The sequence below is a fragment of the Luteimonas sp. AC640a genome, from assembly GCF_979256585.1.
This window is the reverse complement of sequence record NZ_CEEDOV010000010.1, coordinates 559,403-575,345: the sequence shown is the minus strand read 5'-3', so window position 1 is coordinate 575,345 and position 15,943 is coordinate 559,403. Positions and strand designations below refer to the sequence as shown.

Sequence of the window (15,943 nt, the reverse complement as noted above, 5' to 3'; positions counted from 1 at the left end):
GGCCGCCCTGCGTCGATGTCCGCGACTGCACACCGTGACAGCCGCGCCGACGCGGCGCCGTGAACCGGCCCCGGAAACCGTCGCTGCAATGCGCATTCCCGGCGCGTGCGGGCGCCTCGCCTGCGTATCATTCGCGCTCGATCCGCGGCGGTGACGACATGGGCTGGATGGGCATTTCCGATCTGCCGACCTTCGTGGTCGCGGTCCTCGTATTTCTCGCGATTCCGGGGCCGGGCACGTTCGCGCTGCTGACCGCGACCGCGCGCGGCGGCGTGCGCGGCGGCTATGCGGCGTTCTTCGGTCTCGCGCTCGGCGACCAGGTGCTGCTGTGGCTGGCCGCGGGCGGCGTGGCCGCATTGCTCGCCGCCAATCCGATGCTGTTCCGCGGCGTGCAGTGGCTCGGCGCGGCGTATCTGGTGTGGATCGGCGTGCAGCTGCTGCGCAGCCGCGGCGACGGCGCAGGCATGGTCACGATGGGCAGCGGCCACTGGTTCCGGCAGGGCCTGTTGATCACGCTGCTCAATCCGAAGGCCGTGCTGTTCTACATGGCGTTCTTTCCGCTGTTCATCGATCCGGCGCAGCACCGCGGCTTCGCGACGTTCGCGACGATGTCGGCGCTGATCTGTCTGCTCGGACTGCTGTACTGCTCGCTGCTGATCCTCGCCGGACACGCGCTGCGCGCACGTGTCGCCCGCGATCCGCGCATCACCACGTGGCTGCGGCGGATCGCAGGGGCGTGTCTGGTGGGGTTCGGGGTCCGCCTCGCGTTCAATTGAGATGGGCGCGGTACATCGGCGTGTCGATTCGCGACGCGGGTTCGCGCGCAAGCGCGCTCCTACAAACGCCGAACGATCACCCGGAACGGTATCTGTAGGAGCGCGCTTGCGCGCGAACCCGCGTCGCGGCCTGCGCAGTCTCACGCGCACGCGCTGGGGTGTGCGTGGCAGGCGTGATACAGCCTGCGCGTCTTCTGTGCCGCCGGACGCCTCAACGCAACGTGCGATCGAGCCAGTCGACGACGCGCTGCTGCAGATCGATTTCGTGCGCCTGTTCGTGGAACCAGTGCGGACCGCGCGGATAGGTCACCAGCTCGACCGGCGTGCCGTTGAAGCGCAAGGCGCGATGGAACATCTGCGCCTGCGACAGCGGCACGCGCGCGTCGGCCTCGCCGTGCAGCAGCAGCACCGGCACGCGCACATCCGCCGCGTGATGCACCGGTGACTGCGCGTCGTAGATCTTGCGCTCGCGCAGCGGATCGCCGAAGTAGCCGAGCAGGTAATCCGGCACGTCGTTGGTCAGCGCCGCGCTGGCGAGATCGAGTACGCCGGCGCCGACGATCGCCGTGCGGAACCGGTCGCTGCGCGCGACCGCCCACGCCGACAGATAGCCGCCGTAACTCCAGCCACCGATCGCGAGGCGTTGGGCATCGACGACGCCTTCGGCTTCCAGCACGTTGACGCCGTCGAGCACGTCCTGCAGCGGGCCGTCGCCCCAGTCGCCGCGCGCGAGCTCGGCGAACGCACTGCCGTGGCCTTCGGAGCCGCGCGGATTCGGCAGCAGCACGGCGTAACCGCGCGAGGCGAGCAGCTGCGCCCATTCGTGCCACGAGCCCTGCCAGCCCGACCACCACGCCCACGCAGGTCCGCCGTGGATCTGCACCAGCGTCGGCAGCGGTGTCGCGCCGTCCCAGTCCGGCGGCGTGACCAGCAGGCCGCTGATCGCACGTCCGTCGCGCGACGACGCCCATTCGAGTTCGCGCACGCGGCCCAGCGCCCAGTCCGCGACCTGCGGCTGGTGATCGCTGCGTTGTGCGAGCTGCGTGCCATCCCAGGTCCAGACGTTGCCGGGGCTGTCGTCGCGCAGGCCGAGGTAGGCGATGCGGCCCTCGGCGGACGCGGTGAAGCTGCGATACGGAATCTGCGGCTGCGCGAGTTCGGTGGCTGCGCCGCTCGACGCATCAAGCCGCAGCAGCGCGCCGCGGATACCGCGTTGGCCTTGGCCGAGCAGCGTGGTGTCGGTCTGCCAGCGCGCGAGCCACAGCGTGCCGGGCCAGGCTTCGCCGAGGGCGATCTGCGTGCCGCGCGCGATGTCGTGGACGATCGGCGTCGCGACCATGCCGTGCGCACCGAGCCGGCCGTAGAGCAGACGCGTGCCGTCCGGCGACCACTGCAGCGGATGCGCGGACGCGTGGGGTTCGAGCACGGCGCCGAAGCGGCCGCTGTCGACATCCAGCAGCACGACCGCCGAGTCGTACCAGAAGTCGTTGAGCGTGGTGCCCGACGAGCGACGCAGCGCGAGCGTGCGGCCGTCGGGCGACCAGGCGAGATCGTGCACCTGCATCCCGGTCGGCGTCAGCACGCGCGCCGCGCCAGTCGCGAGGTCCTGTACCCAGACGCGCGAGAACTGCGTGGGCTGTTCGACGACGACCGCATCGTCCTTGGCCGCGAGCCGCGCGGCGTCTTCGTGAGAGGCCGCATCGGTCGCGAGCCAGGCAATGCGGCGTGCATCGGCGGACAGATCGAAGGTGGCGACATCGGTCGCGGCGCGGGTCAGCAGCGTCGCCTGCGTGCCGTCGCCAGAGACGCGCCAGACCTGGTTCGCGCCGAGTGTCTGCCCGCCCGGCACGGGCCGGTCCGATAGGAACAGCAGCTGCTTGCCGTCGCGCGACCAGCGCGGTTGACGGTCGCTGGCCTCGGCAGGCGCGGGAATCGCACGCGGCGCGACGTCGCCTTCGAACGCCACGCGCCACAGCTGTGTGCGCTGCGGTTTGCCCTCCGCGCGCGGCGTACCGACGGTGTAGGCGATCTTGCGGCCATCGGGACTGATCTGCGGATCGTCGACCGCGGCCAGCTCGGCGATGTCCTGCGGCGTCGGCACATGCGCGCGGGTTGTGGGCGCCTGCGCGGAAGCGAGCGGCGCCAGCGACAACAGCGCGCACGACAGCAGCAGAGGTCGGATCATGCGGAAGCGTCCTGCGTCACGGCGAGATGGATGCGCAGCCAGCCTGCGCCACGCGCGAGTGCATCGCGGGCGATGTCCGAGATCGACATCGCTTCGATGAAACTGTGCGGCGTGTGCGGATAGGCGTGCGCTTCGACGGTGACACCCGCCGCGCGCAGCCGCGTCGCCATCGCCGCGTTCTGCGCCGCCAGCACGTCGCGCTCGCCCCACAGCAGCAGCGTGGGCGGCAGGTCGTGCAGCGCGGCGTGCGCGGGCACGGCGTAGCCATCGCGGCAGCCCGACGCGTCGGGTCCGAGATACGCGCGCCAGTAGTCGCCCATCTCGTCGGCACTGAGCATGTCGTCGGCGGTGCCGAGGGTGCGCACCGAATCCGCATCGAGCGCGGTATCGAAGGCGCCGTAGAGCAGCAGCAGCGCCTCGATGCGCGGATCTGCGCTGCCATCGCGCAGCCGCAGCGCAGTCGCGAGGGCGAGATTCGCGCCGGCGGAATCACCGCCCAGCGCGATGCGCGACGGGTCGATGCCGAAGGTGTCGGGCTGATCGCGCAAGGTACGGATCGCGGCGATGCATTGCTCGAGCGCAACCGGATATGGATGCTCGGGCGACAGCGCGTAGTCCACGCCGATCACGACCACGCCCGCGCGCTCGGCCAGTTCGCGCATCAGCCGGTCGTGCGTATCGAGACTGAAGAGACACCAGCCGCCACCGTGCAGATACACCAGCGCCGGCGCCTGCGCGGCGATGCCATGCGGTCGATGCACGCGCACGTCGAAACCGCCGGCGCCGTGTGCGATCCGGTGCGTCGTGGTCGTCGCCATCACCGGTCCGCCGGCGCGCCACGGCGTGCGTACGGTCTCCGCGATTTCGCGCTGCTGCGGCCAGTCGAGATTGCGGCCACCGGCGAGTCGCGCGCCTTCGCTGCAGACCGTGTGCACGAACTCGCGCAGCGCCGGATCCAATGCGTCGAGACTCGCGTTCATGCAGGGCGGTCCGCGTCGAAATCCCGCATCCAGGCGACGAGATCGTGTTCGCCGCCGCTGACCAGACCCGCGATCAGCTGCGCGAAATCGTGCGGCGCTTCGTCCTGGCCGAGCTTGAACGTCGCGCGGGTCTCGATGATCCGCCCCCGCAATGCGGTGACGCCCTGCGCGAGCCGCGCGTAGCGTTCGCCCATCTCCGGCAGCGCCCATGCATTCGGACGCCCGGCTTCCATCGACGTGACCAGTGCATCGAGTTCGTCGGCGATATCGGCTTCGGCTTCGCTGCATTCGACGTGCAACGTGAACGCGGCGGCCGCGTAGTTCCAGCTCGGTGCCTGGGTGCGATCGTCGAGCCAGCTCGGCGACACGTAGGCATGCGGCCCGATCACCAGCGCATAGGCAACCGGATCGCGACGCAGCCGCGCGACATGCGGATTGCGACGCGCGACGTGTCCGCGCAACGCGATCAGCCGCCCTTGCGCATCGACCTCGGTGCGCAGCGGCAGCGGCGTGAACGCGGCATCGTCGCCGCCGGGAGAGACCAGCCATGCGAACGGCTGCGCGTCGAGCAGGCGCAGCACATCGCCATCGTGGCGCGGGGCGTAACGGGAATCGCGGGCGTGGCCCATCAGCGTGTGTCCTGGGTGGCGAGCACCGATGTCGGCGGCCAACGGTCGCACCACGGCGCGGCCGTTTCCAGTTCGAAGGCGAGCGCGAGCAGGGTGGCTTCCTGCCCCCGGTCGGCGGCGAACTGCAGGCCGATCGGCAGACCGTCGCGGCTGTGCGCGAGCGGCAGCGAGATCGCGGGCGTGCCGGCCAGGTTCTGCAGCGGCGTATAGGAGATCCAGTTGAACATCGCCGGCATCAACGCGTCGAAGTCGCGGTCCGGGGCCAGAGTGCCCAATGTCGGCGGCGGCGTGCGCAGCGTGGGGCACAGCAGCACGTCGTGGCGCGTGTGGAACTGAGCGAACGCCGTAGGCAGTGCGGCCACCGTCGCCCAGGCCTGTTCGAGTTCGGGCACGCCGCAGTGCGTTTCGTGCCACTGCGCCAGTCCGCGCGTCCAGGGTTCCAGCGCACGCTCGGCGAATGCCGCGCCGCCCTGCGCGGTCGCCAGTTCGACGGCGTCGACGCCCAACCGCGACCACAGCGTATGCAGCGCCGCCCACACCGCATCGCCGGGCAGCGGCCAGGCGACCGGCTCGACGTGGTGGCCGAGCGATTCGCACAGACGCGCCGCGGCATGGAGCGCGTCTGCGACCTCGGGATCCGGTGCAAGCCCCGGCAACGCATCGACGACCAGACCGATGCGCAGACGGCGCGCGTCCGGCCCTGTCACCACGGCGGGGGCATCGGGATGCGCGGCGGCGAACGCCCACGCGGTATCGCGCACGCTGCGCGACATCAGACTGTCGGCCACGATCAGGTCTTCAATGGCATGGCGGCCGCGCACCGGCACGCAGGCACCGCGTCCGGGCTTGAGCCCGACGACGCCGCAGGCCGACGCGGGAATCCGGATCGATCCCGCACCGTCACTGCCATGTGCCAGCGGCACGATGCCCGCCGCGAGCGCCGCGCCGGCGCCGCCGCTGGAACCGCCCGGCGAATGTGTCAGCGACCACGGATTGGCGGTGACCGGTCCGAGCAGCGGTTCGGTCGAGCCCATCAGGCCGAATTCGGGCATCGCGCTCTTGCCGATCGCGACCAGGCCCGCGGCGTCGAAGCGCCGGACAAAGGGCGAGGCTTCGTCCGCGGTCGCCAGCGTGCCGGTGCGGCTGCGTGAGCCGCCACGGGTCGGCATGCCCGGTACGCGCAGCGAATCCTTCGGCAGCCAGGGCACACCGGCGAGCGGTGTGGCGGTGTCTGGGCCGGCGGCGTCGAGCGCACGGGCCTGCTGTCGCGCAATGTCGAACGCCTGATGGCTCAGCGCGCGCAGCGTGGGGTCCAGATGCTGCGCGCGCACGATGGCTGCTTCGGTCAATTCCAGTGCGCTGATGTCACCGCGCTGGCGCAGCGCGGCCTGTGCGTGGGCATCCAGCCGGCCGAGCGCCAGTGCATCGGCGTGGCCCGCCACGGTGTCGAACGTCGTCATGGATCAGGTGTCTCCGGCCGCCGCGGCGGTCGTGGTCAGGCGGCCGGCGATCGCCGGCGTCGGTGTGTGTGGCGCGCGTCAGTAGTGCCAGTGCACGGTCACGCCGACGGTGCGTGGCCGCACGATGCCCTGGCCGATACCGTTGACCTCGGACACGCTGCGGGTGATGCCGCGGGTGTCGCCGAGATTGCTGCCGAACAGGGTCAGGTCGGTGTTGCCGAACGACATGCGGTAGCGCAGATCGACGGTGTTGTAGTTGCCCTGTTCGTTGCGCACGGCGCCGGGCACGGCGGAGTTGAGATCGCTGATGCCGCTGCCGATGTACTGGTGCGCCAGCGTCAGCGTCGGCGCGAAGCGCGTGTCGAAGCGGTAGCTCAGCACGTTGCTGACGGTCCAGTCGGCCGAGCCCGGCAGCTGCGAACCGGCGGGCGCGGTGCCGGCGAACAGGATGTCGAGATCCTCGTCGAGACGCGCCTGCTGCCAGGTCGCCGCCAGCGTCCAGTCGAAGCTGTCGACCGGGCGCCACGTGGTCGCCAGTTCGATGCCGCGGCTGTAGGCCTTGCCGCCGTTGCTGGCGTAGTTGAAGAAGTCCGGCGTCTGCAGGCGCAGCTGGATGTCGCTCCAATCGACGTAGAACAGCGTCGCGTCGACCAGCCAGCGGCCGTCGGCCCAGCTGGTGCGCGTGCCGAGTTCGTAATTGATCAGGCTGTCGCTGGTGGAGCCGGCAGGCACCGGGAACGCGCTGAGGCCGGGCGTGTTCGGTTCGCCGAAGCGGAAGCCTTCCGAGACCAGCGCGTAGAGCATCAGATCATCCGACGGCGTCCAGGTCAGCGAGGCCTTGGGGTTGAAGCCGTCCTCGTCGGTGCGCGAGCGGGTGACGATGGGATCGCCGGGATAGGTCGAGAACCCGACCTGGGTGGTCTGCGCGTCGACGCTGGTGCGGAAGAAGCGGCCACCGAGCGTGGCTTTCCACTGGTCGTTGAAATGGAAGGTGCCTTCGCCGAACACCGCGAGTTCGGAGCCGTCGAGATGGCTGTAGAACGCGTTGAACGTGGAACCGTCGGGCGCAATGACCGCGCCGCTGCCGGGGCCGAAGAGCGACGAGCGATCGAACGCACCCGCCGCGCCGGCGGCGCCGATGGTCTCGTAGAGATCCTTGTCGGTCTGGAACACCATGCCGCCGACCAGCCATTCCAGGCGCTGGTCACGAGGCGAGGCCAGACGCAGTTCGAGGCTGCGGCCTGTGCTTTCGCCGCCCGAGGCGATGAACAGCGGCGTGTCGAGATCGAGGTCGAGATCGGCGTTGTAGGCGCCGCGGATCGGGGTGAAATCGAACTGCCAGTCTTGCTGCTTGTGCTGCTGCGACAGCAGCGCGGTCAGCGTGGCGAAGCCGAGATCCTGATCCAGCCGCAGGCTGTGCACGGCGACTTTCGTATCGGTGAATTCGGGAATCGCGGTGTCGCGCTCGAACTCGCCGAGTCCGGCGATGCGGTAGCTGTTGTCGTCGGCATCGGTGTTCTGCCACAGGCTCAACCAGCTCAGCGTGGTCGCCTCCGAAGGCGTCAGCGTCACCGACAGGCGGCCACCCGCGGTGCGGCTGTCGTTGCTGCCTTCGCGGCCGAGGCCGATGTTGTCGAGATAGCCGGGATCGTCGCGGTACTGCGCAACCGCGCGCACCGCGAGGATGTCGTCGGCGATCGGCAGGTTGACCATCGCCTTGCCGCCGAAGCCGATGTCGGCGTTGCGGGTCTGGCTGGCGGTGGCCTCCACGGCCGCATCGAAGCCGGTCGGGTCGGCGACATTGGCCACGTAGTTGATCGCGCCGCCCATCGAGGCCGAACCGAACAGCGTGCCCTGCGGCCCGCGCAGCACTTCGACGCGGTTGATGTCGAAGGCGTCGATGTCGGGGATGACGATGCTGAAGCCCGGCTCGGTCAGCGGCACTTCGTTGAGGAAGTACCCGGTGGTCGTCTGGCCCTGCACGTTGCCCGAACTGGTCGCGATGCCGCGCATGACCACATGCGAGACGCCCGGCTGATAGCTGTTGAACACCACGCCCGGCGTGCGCTGGATGTAATCGGCCAGCGACTGCGCGCCCAGATCCTCGAGCTGCTGGCCGGTGACGGCCGAGACGGAGCCGGCGATCTCGCGCACGGACTCGTTGGTCTTGCCGGCGGTGACGACGATCGTGTCGAGTTCGGTGGTGGAAGCAGGCACCGTCGAAGCGCCAGACGCTGCGGTCTGCGCCAGCGCCGGCGCGGCGATCAACGGCGTACACAAACAGACGAGACGGATGGCGTGGGCCAGGCGTGCGGTGGTGAGCGGCTTCATGTCGATTCCCGTTGGGCGATGGCTGGGCTGGGACCAGGCCGCTTCGACTTCAGGCGTGATGCCGAAGCGCGGCGCTGACGTACGAGTAATAGAAGACCGGCGCTATCGCGTCCAGCAGATTCCACGGGTCGGAAAGATCGTGCAAGAGATTGATTCAAAAAAGTTTTGCAGTGACATGCACCGAATAAATCACGGAATGCAGACACGAATTACGCAGGATCTGCGCCTGCGATCCCGGAATTCGATACGTTGTAGCGCTGCCGCAGCCCGTCGCGGCCGCCGGAACCGCCCAGGAGCGCCGCATGTCCGCCCGTTCGCCCGACCGCACCGACCTGAAGATCCTCGACGTGCTGCAGCAGGATGCACGGATCACCAATCACGCCCTTGCCGAGCGCGTCGCGCTGTCGCCCAGCGCCTGCCTGTCCCGGGTGCGCGCGCTGGAGCAGCGCGGCCTGATCCGCAGCTATCGCGCGCACGTCGCCGTCGACCGCATCCGCTCGGCGACGATCGTCATGGCCCAGATCAGTTTCCAGAAGCACGCGCTGGAGGAATTCAGCGCCTTCGACCACTGCATCCTGGCGATGCCCGAGATCGTCGAAGCCAGCCGCGTGTCCGGCGCCTATGACTACATGCTGCGGGTCATCGTGCGCGACGTGCACCACTGGAAGGACATCGCCCGTTCGCTGCTCAGCGGCGACTACGGCGTGGAGAAGATCGTCTCCCACTTCCTGATGGACGAGGTCAAATCCTTCGCCGGCTATCCACTGACCGACGACGAGCCGGCGCGCGGTTGAGCGCGAGTCAGTACAGCCGGATCGGCAGGTCGCGCGTCGCGGTATTGCCGCTGGCATCGCGCACGGTGGCGCGCAGTGCGTAATCGCCCATCGGCAGGTCCGCCGGATCCCACAGCATCGGCTCGAGGCGACCGTCGCGGACGATGTTGTTGACCGCGTAGCGGAAGCGCGTGCGCGAGGCGCCGTGCACGGTGATGCCGCTGTCGGCGGAATAGGCAACGCGCACCGCGTCGCGATGCGGCGGCATGCGGTCGAAATCGATCGTGAAGCGCGGCACCTCGAAGCCGGGCATCGGCCTGCCGTCCGCGGCGAGCAGCTGCCAGCCGAGCGTATGCAGGCCGAGGCGCCGGCGCGCCTGGTTGCCGTCCACCTGGTCCCAGGCCTCGACGATGATCTGCAGGCCGCCGCCATCGCGCGGCAGGATCACGCGGCCGCCTTCGAGAGACGTCATCGGCGCATCGAGGGCGTCGAGCAGCGCGAGATCGTCGATGCGGGGCACGACGGTGTCGACGAAATTGCGGAAGCCCAACACCACCGCGTTGCGCTGGTAGCCCGACGGGCCGACCACCAGATGCACGTGCGCCTGCGCGTTGATCGTGCCGATCGCCTCCCCCGCCCGCACATGCGTGCCACGCGGAATGCGCACGCGCATCGGGCGGCCGTCGTCGCCTGCGATCAGCTGGAAACGCGGATCGAGCACGTCCCCGCGCGGTGTGCGGCCGACGCGCATGTGGATGTAGGTCAGGTCGTCGATCGCCAGGCGCTCGGCCTGGTCGCCGAACCCGGACGCGGCATAGGGACTCGCGACCTTGGCATCCGCGATCGCCAGCACCGGCGTGCCGACATCGCCGCGCACATCGAAGCCGGCATGCAGATGGCTGCGCGATTCACCACGGAAATTGCCGCGCACTTCCCCGAGCGTGCCGACCACTTCGTGCCAGCCGTCCTGCGGCGCGAGTGGCCAGCGGCCACGTGTGTCGGGCAACGCGGCATCCGTGGCGGGACCGACTGCGACGTTGGCGAGATTCTGCTTCGCACCGGCGCGGCGTACCTGGGTGATGCGATGCACGCGATACGCCGCGGCATCGGCGACCCACAACCGGCCGAAGCGATCGAACGCGAGACCGGCCGGACGCGCGAGACGCTGCGCCATGTCGCGACCGGTCAGTACGCGCGCGCGACCGTCGGCTTCGATCTGCAGCACGCGGCCCTGCGCGAGTTCGCCGACGTAGAGGCGCTGCTGCGCATCGATGGCGATGGACACTGGCGACGCGGGTGCCGCGTCGGGTTCGTCACCGTGCAGTTCCAGCGTCGTCGTGGTGCCGTCGGGCGCGACGCGACGCAGCGCGTGGTTGCCGGTGTCGGCGATCCACAGCGCGCCGGTCGCATCGAGTGCGAGTCCGCTGGGCGTATCGAAGCGCGCCTGTGCGCCGATGCCGTCAACGAATCCCGGGCGTCCGTCGCCGGCGAGCGTGCGCACGGCGCCGGCTTCGATCACGCGGATGCGGTCGTTGAAGCCATCGGCGACGAACACGCGCCCCGCTGCATCGACGGCCACGCCGGTCGGCGCATGGAAACGTGCTTGCGCAGCCGGGCCGTCGAGGAAACCTGCCTCACCGGTGCCGGCGAGCGTTGTCACCGTCCCGTCGGGCGCGATGCGACGGATCGCGTGGTTGCCGGTATCGGCGACATACAGCACACCGCCCGCATCGAGCGCGAGACCGGATGGCGTGTGGAAACGCGCATCGGCGCCGCGGCCATCCTTGAGCCCTTCGAGACTGCCGGCGAAGGTTTCGACGCGGCCGTCGGGCTGCACGCGGCGGATACGGTTCGACGCGCCGCCATCGGCGACGAACGCGGTGCCGTCCGCTGCGATGACGATGCCGAAGGGATCGTCGAACCGGGCCTCGGATCGCGCGCCATCGCGCACGCCTCGATGTCCGTTACCAGCCACGGATTCGATCCGCGCCGGCAGGCCCGCAGGCGGCGGACCGGGATCAGGCCGCTCGAGCGTGCGCCAGTCCCAGACGAAGCTCGCCGCGAGCACGACCGCCGTCAGCGCGGCGACGCCCCAGATCGCGCCACGCAAGCCGGGCCGCAGCCTCCGCGCCATGCAGCGGGATCAGTCCACGACGCGGCAGAACACCGCCTTGAGATAACGCGATTCCTGCACGTGCGCCATGAACGGATGATCCGCGCCCGCGCCCGACACCTTGAGGATCTGGATCGTGCGGTTGGCGTAGAACGCCGCGCGCCGCAGCATGTCGAGGAACTGTTCTTCGCTGACCAGGCCCGTGCACGAGAACGTCGCCAGCAGGCCGCCCGGCTTGACCACGCCGAGCGCGAGCTTGTTCATGTCGAGGTACTTCTTCAGCGCCGGAATCACCTGCTCGCGGTCGCGGGTCATCTTGGCCGGGTCGAGCACGACGACGTCGTAGGCATCGCCCGCGTTCGATGCATCGCGCAGCCACGGGAAGATATCGGCCTGTACGAACTTGATGCGCGCGTCGTTGAGCCTGGCGTTGCCCTTGGCGATCTCGATCACGTCTTCGTCGATGTCGATGCCGACGACTTCGCTGGCGCCACGGACCGCCGCGTACACGCCGAAACCACCGGTGTTGCAACACAGGTCGAGCACGCGCTTGCCGGTCACCTGGCGACTCAGCCATTCGCGGTTCTCGCGCTGGTCAGCGAAGAAGCCGGTCTTGTGCGCGCCGGCCGGATCGGCGCGGAAGCGCACGCCGTACTCGGTGATGACCGCCGGATCGGCCGGCACGCTGCCGCGGTAGTCGAAGCTTTCCTGCTTCTGCACGTGTTCGTCGGCGAAGCTGTGGAAGCGGCAGCCGGGGAACTGTTCGGTCAGCGCTTCGTAAATCCACTCGCGGTGGCGGAACATGCCGGCGCTGAAGAATTCGACGACCAGCAGATCGTCGTAGCGATCGACCACCAGGCCCGACAGACCATCGCCCTCGCTGTGCACGACGCGCCAGGCATTGGAGACTTCGTCGAGCTTCAGCACCTCGCGGCGCAGCGACACGGCCTCGGCGATCTTGCGCGAGAACCAGCCGGCATCCACCGGCACATCCGGATGCGTTTCGAGGATGCGCACGGCGATGCGCGAATGGCCGTTGTAGAAACCACGGCCGATCCACTCGCCTTCGACGCCGATGACATCGACGATGCTGCCCGGCTTGGGGCGCTGCGCCGGCTTTTCGACGAGGCGCTGGAAGATCCACGGATGGCTGGAACGCCAGGCGTTCTTCAGGTGTACGGTCGGGTAGGGTGCGTTCATCCTTGCGATTTTACCGCGTGCACTTGCCCATCACGCGCTGTATCCGCAGAATCCGTACCCGAAGGGGAGTAGCTCCCAGCGTGCAGGCCGTCATTTCGAGCAGCGATGCTCCGGTCCCACGGCAGCCCAACCGGGCTGTGAGCAAGACCTTCGCCGCATGGCGAAGGCATGTCCCCGGATTCCGGTTCCCGGTTCCCGACGATGTCCGCGCCCTGCGGACCTCCTCCACATGCTCGGGAATCTCGATGGAAACGATTGGCAATCTCTGGTTATGGGCTGGCTTCGGCGGTCTGGTCGTGGTCGCGCTGCTGGTCGATCTGGTGCTGATGCGCCATGGCGGCGCGCACAAGGTGACGTTCAAGGAGGCCTTGTGGTGGAGCCTGGGCTGGGTGGCGCTGGCGCTGCTCTTCAACGCGGGCCTGTGGTGGTACCTGCACGAGACCGCGGGCGCTGCGATCGCCAACCGTGTGGGCCTGGAATTCCTGACCGGCTATCTGGTCGAGAAGTCGCTCGCGGTCGACAACATCTTCGTCTTCCTGCTGCTCTTCACCTTCTTCGGCGTGCCCGAGGAACAGCGCCAGCGCGTGCTGATCATCGGCATCCTGCTGGCGCTGGTGCTGCGCGCGGTCCTGATCTTCGTCGGTGCCGCGCTGCTGGCCCAGTTCCACTGGCTGCTGTACGTGTTCGGCGCGTTCCTGCTGCTGACCGGCTTCAAGATGTGGTTCGCCGCCGGCAAGGAACCGGATCTGGAGAACAACGTGGTGCTGCGCTGGATGCGCGGGCATCTGCGGCTCACCGACGGCTACCGCGGCGATGCGCTGCGCGTGCGCGAAGGCGGTGCCTGGGCCTACACGCCACTGTTCGTGGTGCTGGTGCTGATCGGCGTGATCGATGTGATCTTCGCGGTCGACAGCATCCCGGCGATCTTCGCGATCACCACCGATCCCTTCATCGTGCTGACGTCCAACGTGTTTGCGGTGCTGGGCCTGCGCGCGATGTTCTTCATGCTCGCCGGTATGGCCGACCGCTTCCATCTGCTGCCCTATGGTCTGGCCGTGGTGCTGGTCTTCATCGGCGCCAAGATGCTGCTGATCGACGTCTACAAGATTCCGGTGCTGTGGTCGCTCGGCGTCGTGGCGGTGATCCTGGCGGTGACGGTGGCACTGAGTCTGGCGCGGCCGCCGAAGTCGGTGTCTGACGCCTGAGCGGCGTGTGCGTCAGGCCGGCGCGGGCAGCGCGACTTCGACATCGCGATCGATGACCCGGTTGCGGCCCGCGCGCTTGGCCAGATAGAGCCGGCGATCGGCCATCGCCAGCAGTGCGTCGAGGTCCGGCTCACGGCCCTCGCGCACATGGGCGATGCCGATCGACAGCGTCACGGCTGTGGCCACGCCGTCGACCACCGGCGGATATGCGGCGACCTGCGCGCGCAGACGTTCTGCGCGCTCGGCCGCATCGCCGATGCCGCCACCGGTCAGCAGCATGCAGAACTCGTCGCCGCCGAAGCGGCCGACGACTTCGCCATCGCGCATCGCGGCGCGCAGGCGCGCGGCGACGCTCGCCAGCACGCCGTCGCCGGCCGCGTGGCCATGTGCGTCGTTGACCGCCTTGAAGCCGTCGACATCGATCATCAGCAACGCCGCCAAACCGGTGTCGTGCGCACGCGCGAGTCGCCGCTGCGCGAGTTCGAAGAACGCACGCCGGTTGTGGATGCCGGTCAGCGCGTCTTCGGCTGCCAGTCCTTCGAGCCAGCGCTGCTGGCGTTCGAGCTGCAGCAGCAGGAACGCGAACGTCGCGAACACCGGCGCCACCAGGAAGTACCCGAGCGCAACCTGCTGGCCCGGCGTGATGCTGGCATCGAAGGTCGGGCCGGACTGCGGATTCCAGCCCTGCTCGGCGAGGCGATAGACGCACACCAGCGCCGCGCCGACGAACAGCACCACCAGCGCGCGCTCCGGCCACGGTCGTCGCCCGCCGCGTCGCAATGGCGCACGTATCGCCAGCAGCACCGTCAGCAACGCGGCGATCCAGAACATCGCGATGCGCTGCTCCGGGCCCTGCCCGGGCATCAGCAGCGCGAGCAGCAACATCAGCGACGGCAAATAGACCACCGCCCACGACCACGACGTGCGCGCGGGTGTCGACGGCAGGCTGCGCAGCAGGGCGCGCAGCATCGCCGCGTAACCGGCCACCAGCAGCGCGCAGGCGATGGCTTGTACGGTTCCGCCGAGGACCGACGTGGGCACCGCGAACAACGGCCAGGCCAGCGTCTGCAGCGCGAGTCCGACGGTCCATTCGCGCAGACCCGCCCGTTCGCGGATGCGCTGCTCGCGCAGCACCAGCCACGTCATCGCCGCCAGCGAGACCGCCAGCAGCACGAACATCGACAGCAATGTGACGTGCCAGGCATCCACGTCGACACAGGCTCCATCAGCCACCCCGGGGCGGGGCCGGGCGATACGGTAGCGTGTGGCGACGGCATGCGTGTTGTGCGCGACGTGAACGGCGACGCGCGTCACGCCGGCTTGCAACCGCGCGATCCGTCGCCATGCTGGGACGCATGCATCTCGACAGTCCCGACGACACCCCCGATTCCGACCTTCAACGCGCACGCGACAAGCGCCGCCTGTCGAACGCGCTGAAGACCAGCGTGCTGTTCGTGCTGCTGCTGTGCATCGTGTTCGGCGTGCAGGCGGCGATCGACTGGCGCTTCCTCGCGGTGCAACCCGGCGATTGGAGCGGCCTGCTCGGCCTGCTGACCGCACCGCTGCTGCACGGTTCGCCCGAACACCTGATCGCCAACGCCAGCGCGCTGCTGCTGCTCGGCTCGCTGGCACTCGTGGTCTACCCGCGCGCCACGCTACGCGGCCTGCCGCTGATGTGGCTGGGCTCGGGCCTGGGCGCGTGGCTGATGGGCAATCCCGGCTCGCATCATCTCGGTGCCAGCGGCGTGACCCATGGGCTGATGTTCCTGGTGTTCGTGCTGGGCCTGCTGCGCCGCGACCGGCCCTCGATCGCCGCCGGCATGATCGCCTTCCTGTTCTACGGCGGCATGCTGCTGACGATCCTGCCGCAGGAGCCCGGCGTGTCCTGGCAGTCGCACATGGGCGGCGCGATCGGCGGCGTGCTGGCCGCGTTCTGGTTCCGCTACGCCGATCCGATCCCGCCGCGCCGGCGCTACAGCTGGGAGATCGAAGAGGAAGAAGCCGCGCGCGCCGAACTCGAACGCCGCGACACCTTCGAACCGCCCGCGCCGCACGACGTGCCGGTGCTGTGGGAGCGGCCCAGTGAGGAGCCGCGCGGAGTGGTGCTGCGGTTTCCGGATCGGCGCGGCGGGCGTAGCGAGGAGAGTTGAGCTTCGCGGCAGATCTTCGGCAGCGCGACTCTTCAGCGGCGCGACCTTTCCGCTCGAGCCCTCCCCCGCGCGCGGGGCATTGCGCCCTTCACTGGTGGAGGGTTGGGAGGGGGCGAACGATCAGAGGTGGAAAAGTTCTCC

General features: G+C 69.2%; 12 protein-coding genes. 4 read left to right on the top strand and 8 right to left on the bottom strand.

All coding sequences use genetic code 11. The features are described from left to right. The first annotated feature begins 59 nt into the window (after window positions 1-59). Window positions 60-776, top strand: coding sequence for a LysE family translocator (locus tag ACZ9YD_RS11625; protein WP_465075370.1), 717 nt, complete (start codon window positions 60-62; stop codon window positions 774-776). A gap of 211 nt (window positions 777-987) precedes the next feature. On the opposite strand, the gene ACZ9YD_RS11620 is transcribed toward ACZ9YD_RS11625, so the two are convergent. From ACZ9YD_RS11620 to ACZ9YD_RS11600, 5 genes are all read right to left on the bottom strand, one after another. Continuing rightward, window positions 988-2,961, bottom strand: a complete 1,974-nt coding sequence (locus ACZ9YD_RS11620) for an alpha/beta hydrolase family protein (protein ID WP_465075369.1) — start codon at window positions 2,959-2,961, stop codon at window positions 988-990. Beyond that, entirely contained in the window at window positions 2,958-3,941 is a 984-nt protein-coding gene (locus ACZ9YD_RS11615) for an alpha/beta hydrolase (RefSeq protein ID WP_465075368.1), read from the bottom strand. Before ACZ9YD_RS11615 ends, ACZ9YD_RS11620 begins: the two co-directional genes overlap by 4 nt. Continuing rightward, on the bottom strand, window positions 3,938-4,570 hold the full coding sequence (locus tag ACZ9YD_RS11610) for an FMN-binding negative transcriptional regulator (protein WP_465075367.1): 633 nt from the start codon (window positions 4,568-4,570) through the stop codon (window positions 3,938-3,940). The genes ACZ9YD_RS11615 and ACZ9YD_RS11610 overlap by 4 nt, the downstream gene beginning before the upstream one ends. Beyond that, complete coding sequence (locus ACZ9YD_RS11605; protein WP_465075366.1) at window positions 4,570-6,030, bottom strand: amidase family protein; 1,461 nt, start codon at window positions 6,028-6,030, stop codon at window positions 4,570-4,572. Before ACZ9YD_RS11605 ends, ACZ9YD_RS11610 begins: the two co-directional genes overlap by 1 nt. 78 nt (window positions 6,031-6,108) lie before the next feature. Further along, complete coding sequence (locus ACZ9YD_RS11600) at window positions 6,109-8,361, bottom strand: TonB-dependent receptor (protein ID WP_465075365.1); 2,253 nt, start codon at window positions 8,359-8,361, stop codon at window positions 6,109-6,111. 302 nt (window positions 8,362-8,663) lie between these two features. Here ACZ9YD_RS11600 and ACZ9YD_RS11595 point away from each other — a divergent pair, with 302 nt between their 5' ends. After that, window positions 8,664-9,155 (top strand): Lrp/AsnC family transcriptional regulator, encoded by a 492-nt coding sequence (locus ACZ9YD_RS11595; protein WP_465075364.1) that lies wholly within the window; start codon window positions 8,664-8,666, stop codon window positions 9,153-9,155. A 7-nt stretch (window positions 9,156-9,162) separates the two neighbouring features. Here ACZ9YD_RS11595 and ACZ9YD_RS11590 read toward each other — a convergent pair whose 3' ends face one another. Both ACZ9YD_RS11590 and ACZ9YD_RS11585 read right to left on the bottom strand, forming a co-directional pair. Then, window positions 9,163-11,268 carry a gluconolaconase gene (locus tag ACZ9YD_RS11590; RefSeq protein WP_465075363.1) on the bottom strand — a complete coding sequence of 702 codons (2,106 nt, stop codon included), beginning with the start codon at window positions 11,266-11,268 and terminating at the stop codon, window positions 9,163-9,165. A gap of 9 nt (window positions 11,269-11,277) precedes the next feature. Continuing rightward, a complete protein-coding gene (locus tag ACZ9YD_RS11585) occupies window positions 11,278-12,447 on the bottom strand; it encodes a class I SAM-dependent rRNA methyltransferase (RefSeq protein ID WP_465075362.1) in 1,170 nt (389 codons plus the stop codon). A 245-nt stretch (window positions 12,448-12,692) separates the two neighbouring features. Here ACZ9YD_RS11585 and ACZ9YD_RS11580 point away from each other — a divergent pair, with 245 nt between their 5' ends. Continuing rightward, entirely contained in the window at window positions 12,693-13,652 is a 960-nt protein-coding gene (locus tag ACZ9YD_RS11580) for a TerC family protein (RefSeq protein WP_465075361.1), read from the top strand. A gap of 12 nt (window positions 13,653-13,664) precedes the next feature. On the opposite strand, the gene ACZ9YD_RS11575 is transcribed toward ACZ9YD_RS11580, so the two are convergent. After that, the gene (locus ACZ9YD_RS11575) at window positions 13,665-14,861 is read right to left on the bottom strand and encodes a GGDEF domain-containing protein (RefSeq protein WP_465075360.1); all 1,197 of its coding nucleotides are present in this window, start codon (window positions 14,859-14,861) and stop codon (window positions 13,665-13,667) included. Between the two features lie 134 nt (window positions 14,862-14,995). Between ACZ9YD_RS11575 and ACZ9YD_RS11570 the strand changes: the two genes are divergently transcribed. Continuing rightward, window positions 14,996-15,802 carry a rhomboid family intramembrane serine protease gene (locus ACZ9YD_RS11570; RefSeq protein WP_465075359.1) on the top strand — a complete coding sequence of 269 codons (807 nt, stop codon included), beginning with the start codon at window positions 14,996-14,998 and terminating at the stop codon, window positions 15,800-15,802. The last annotated feature ends 141 nt before the right edge of the window (window positions 15,803-15,943 follow it).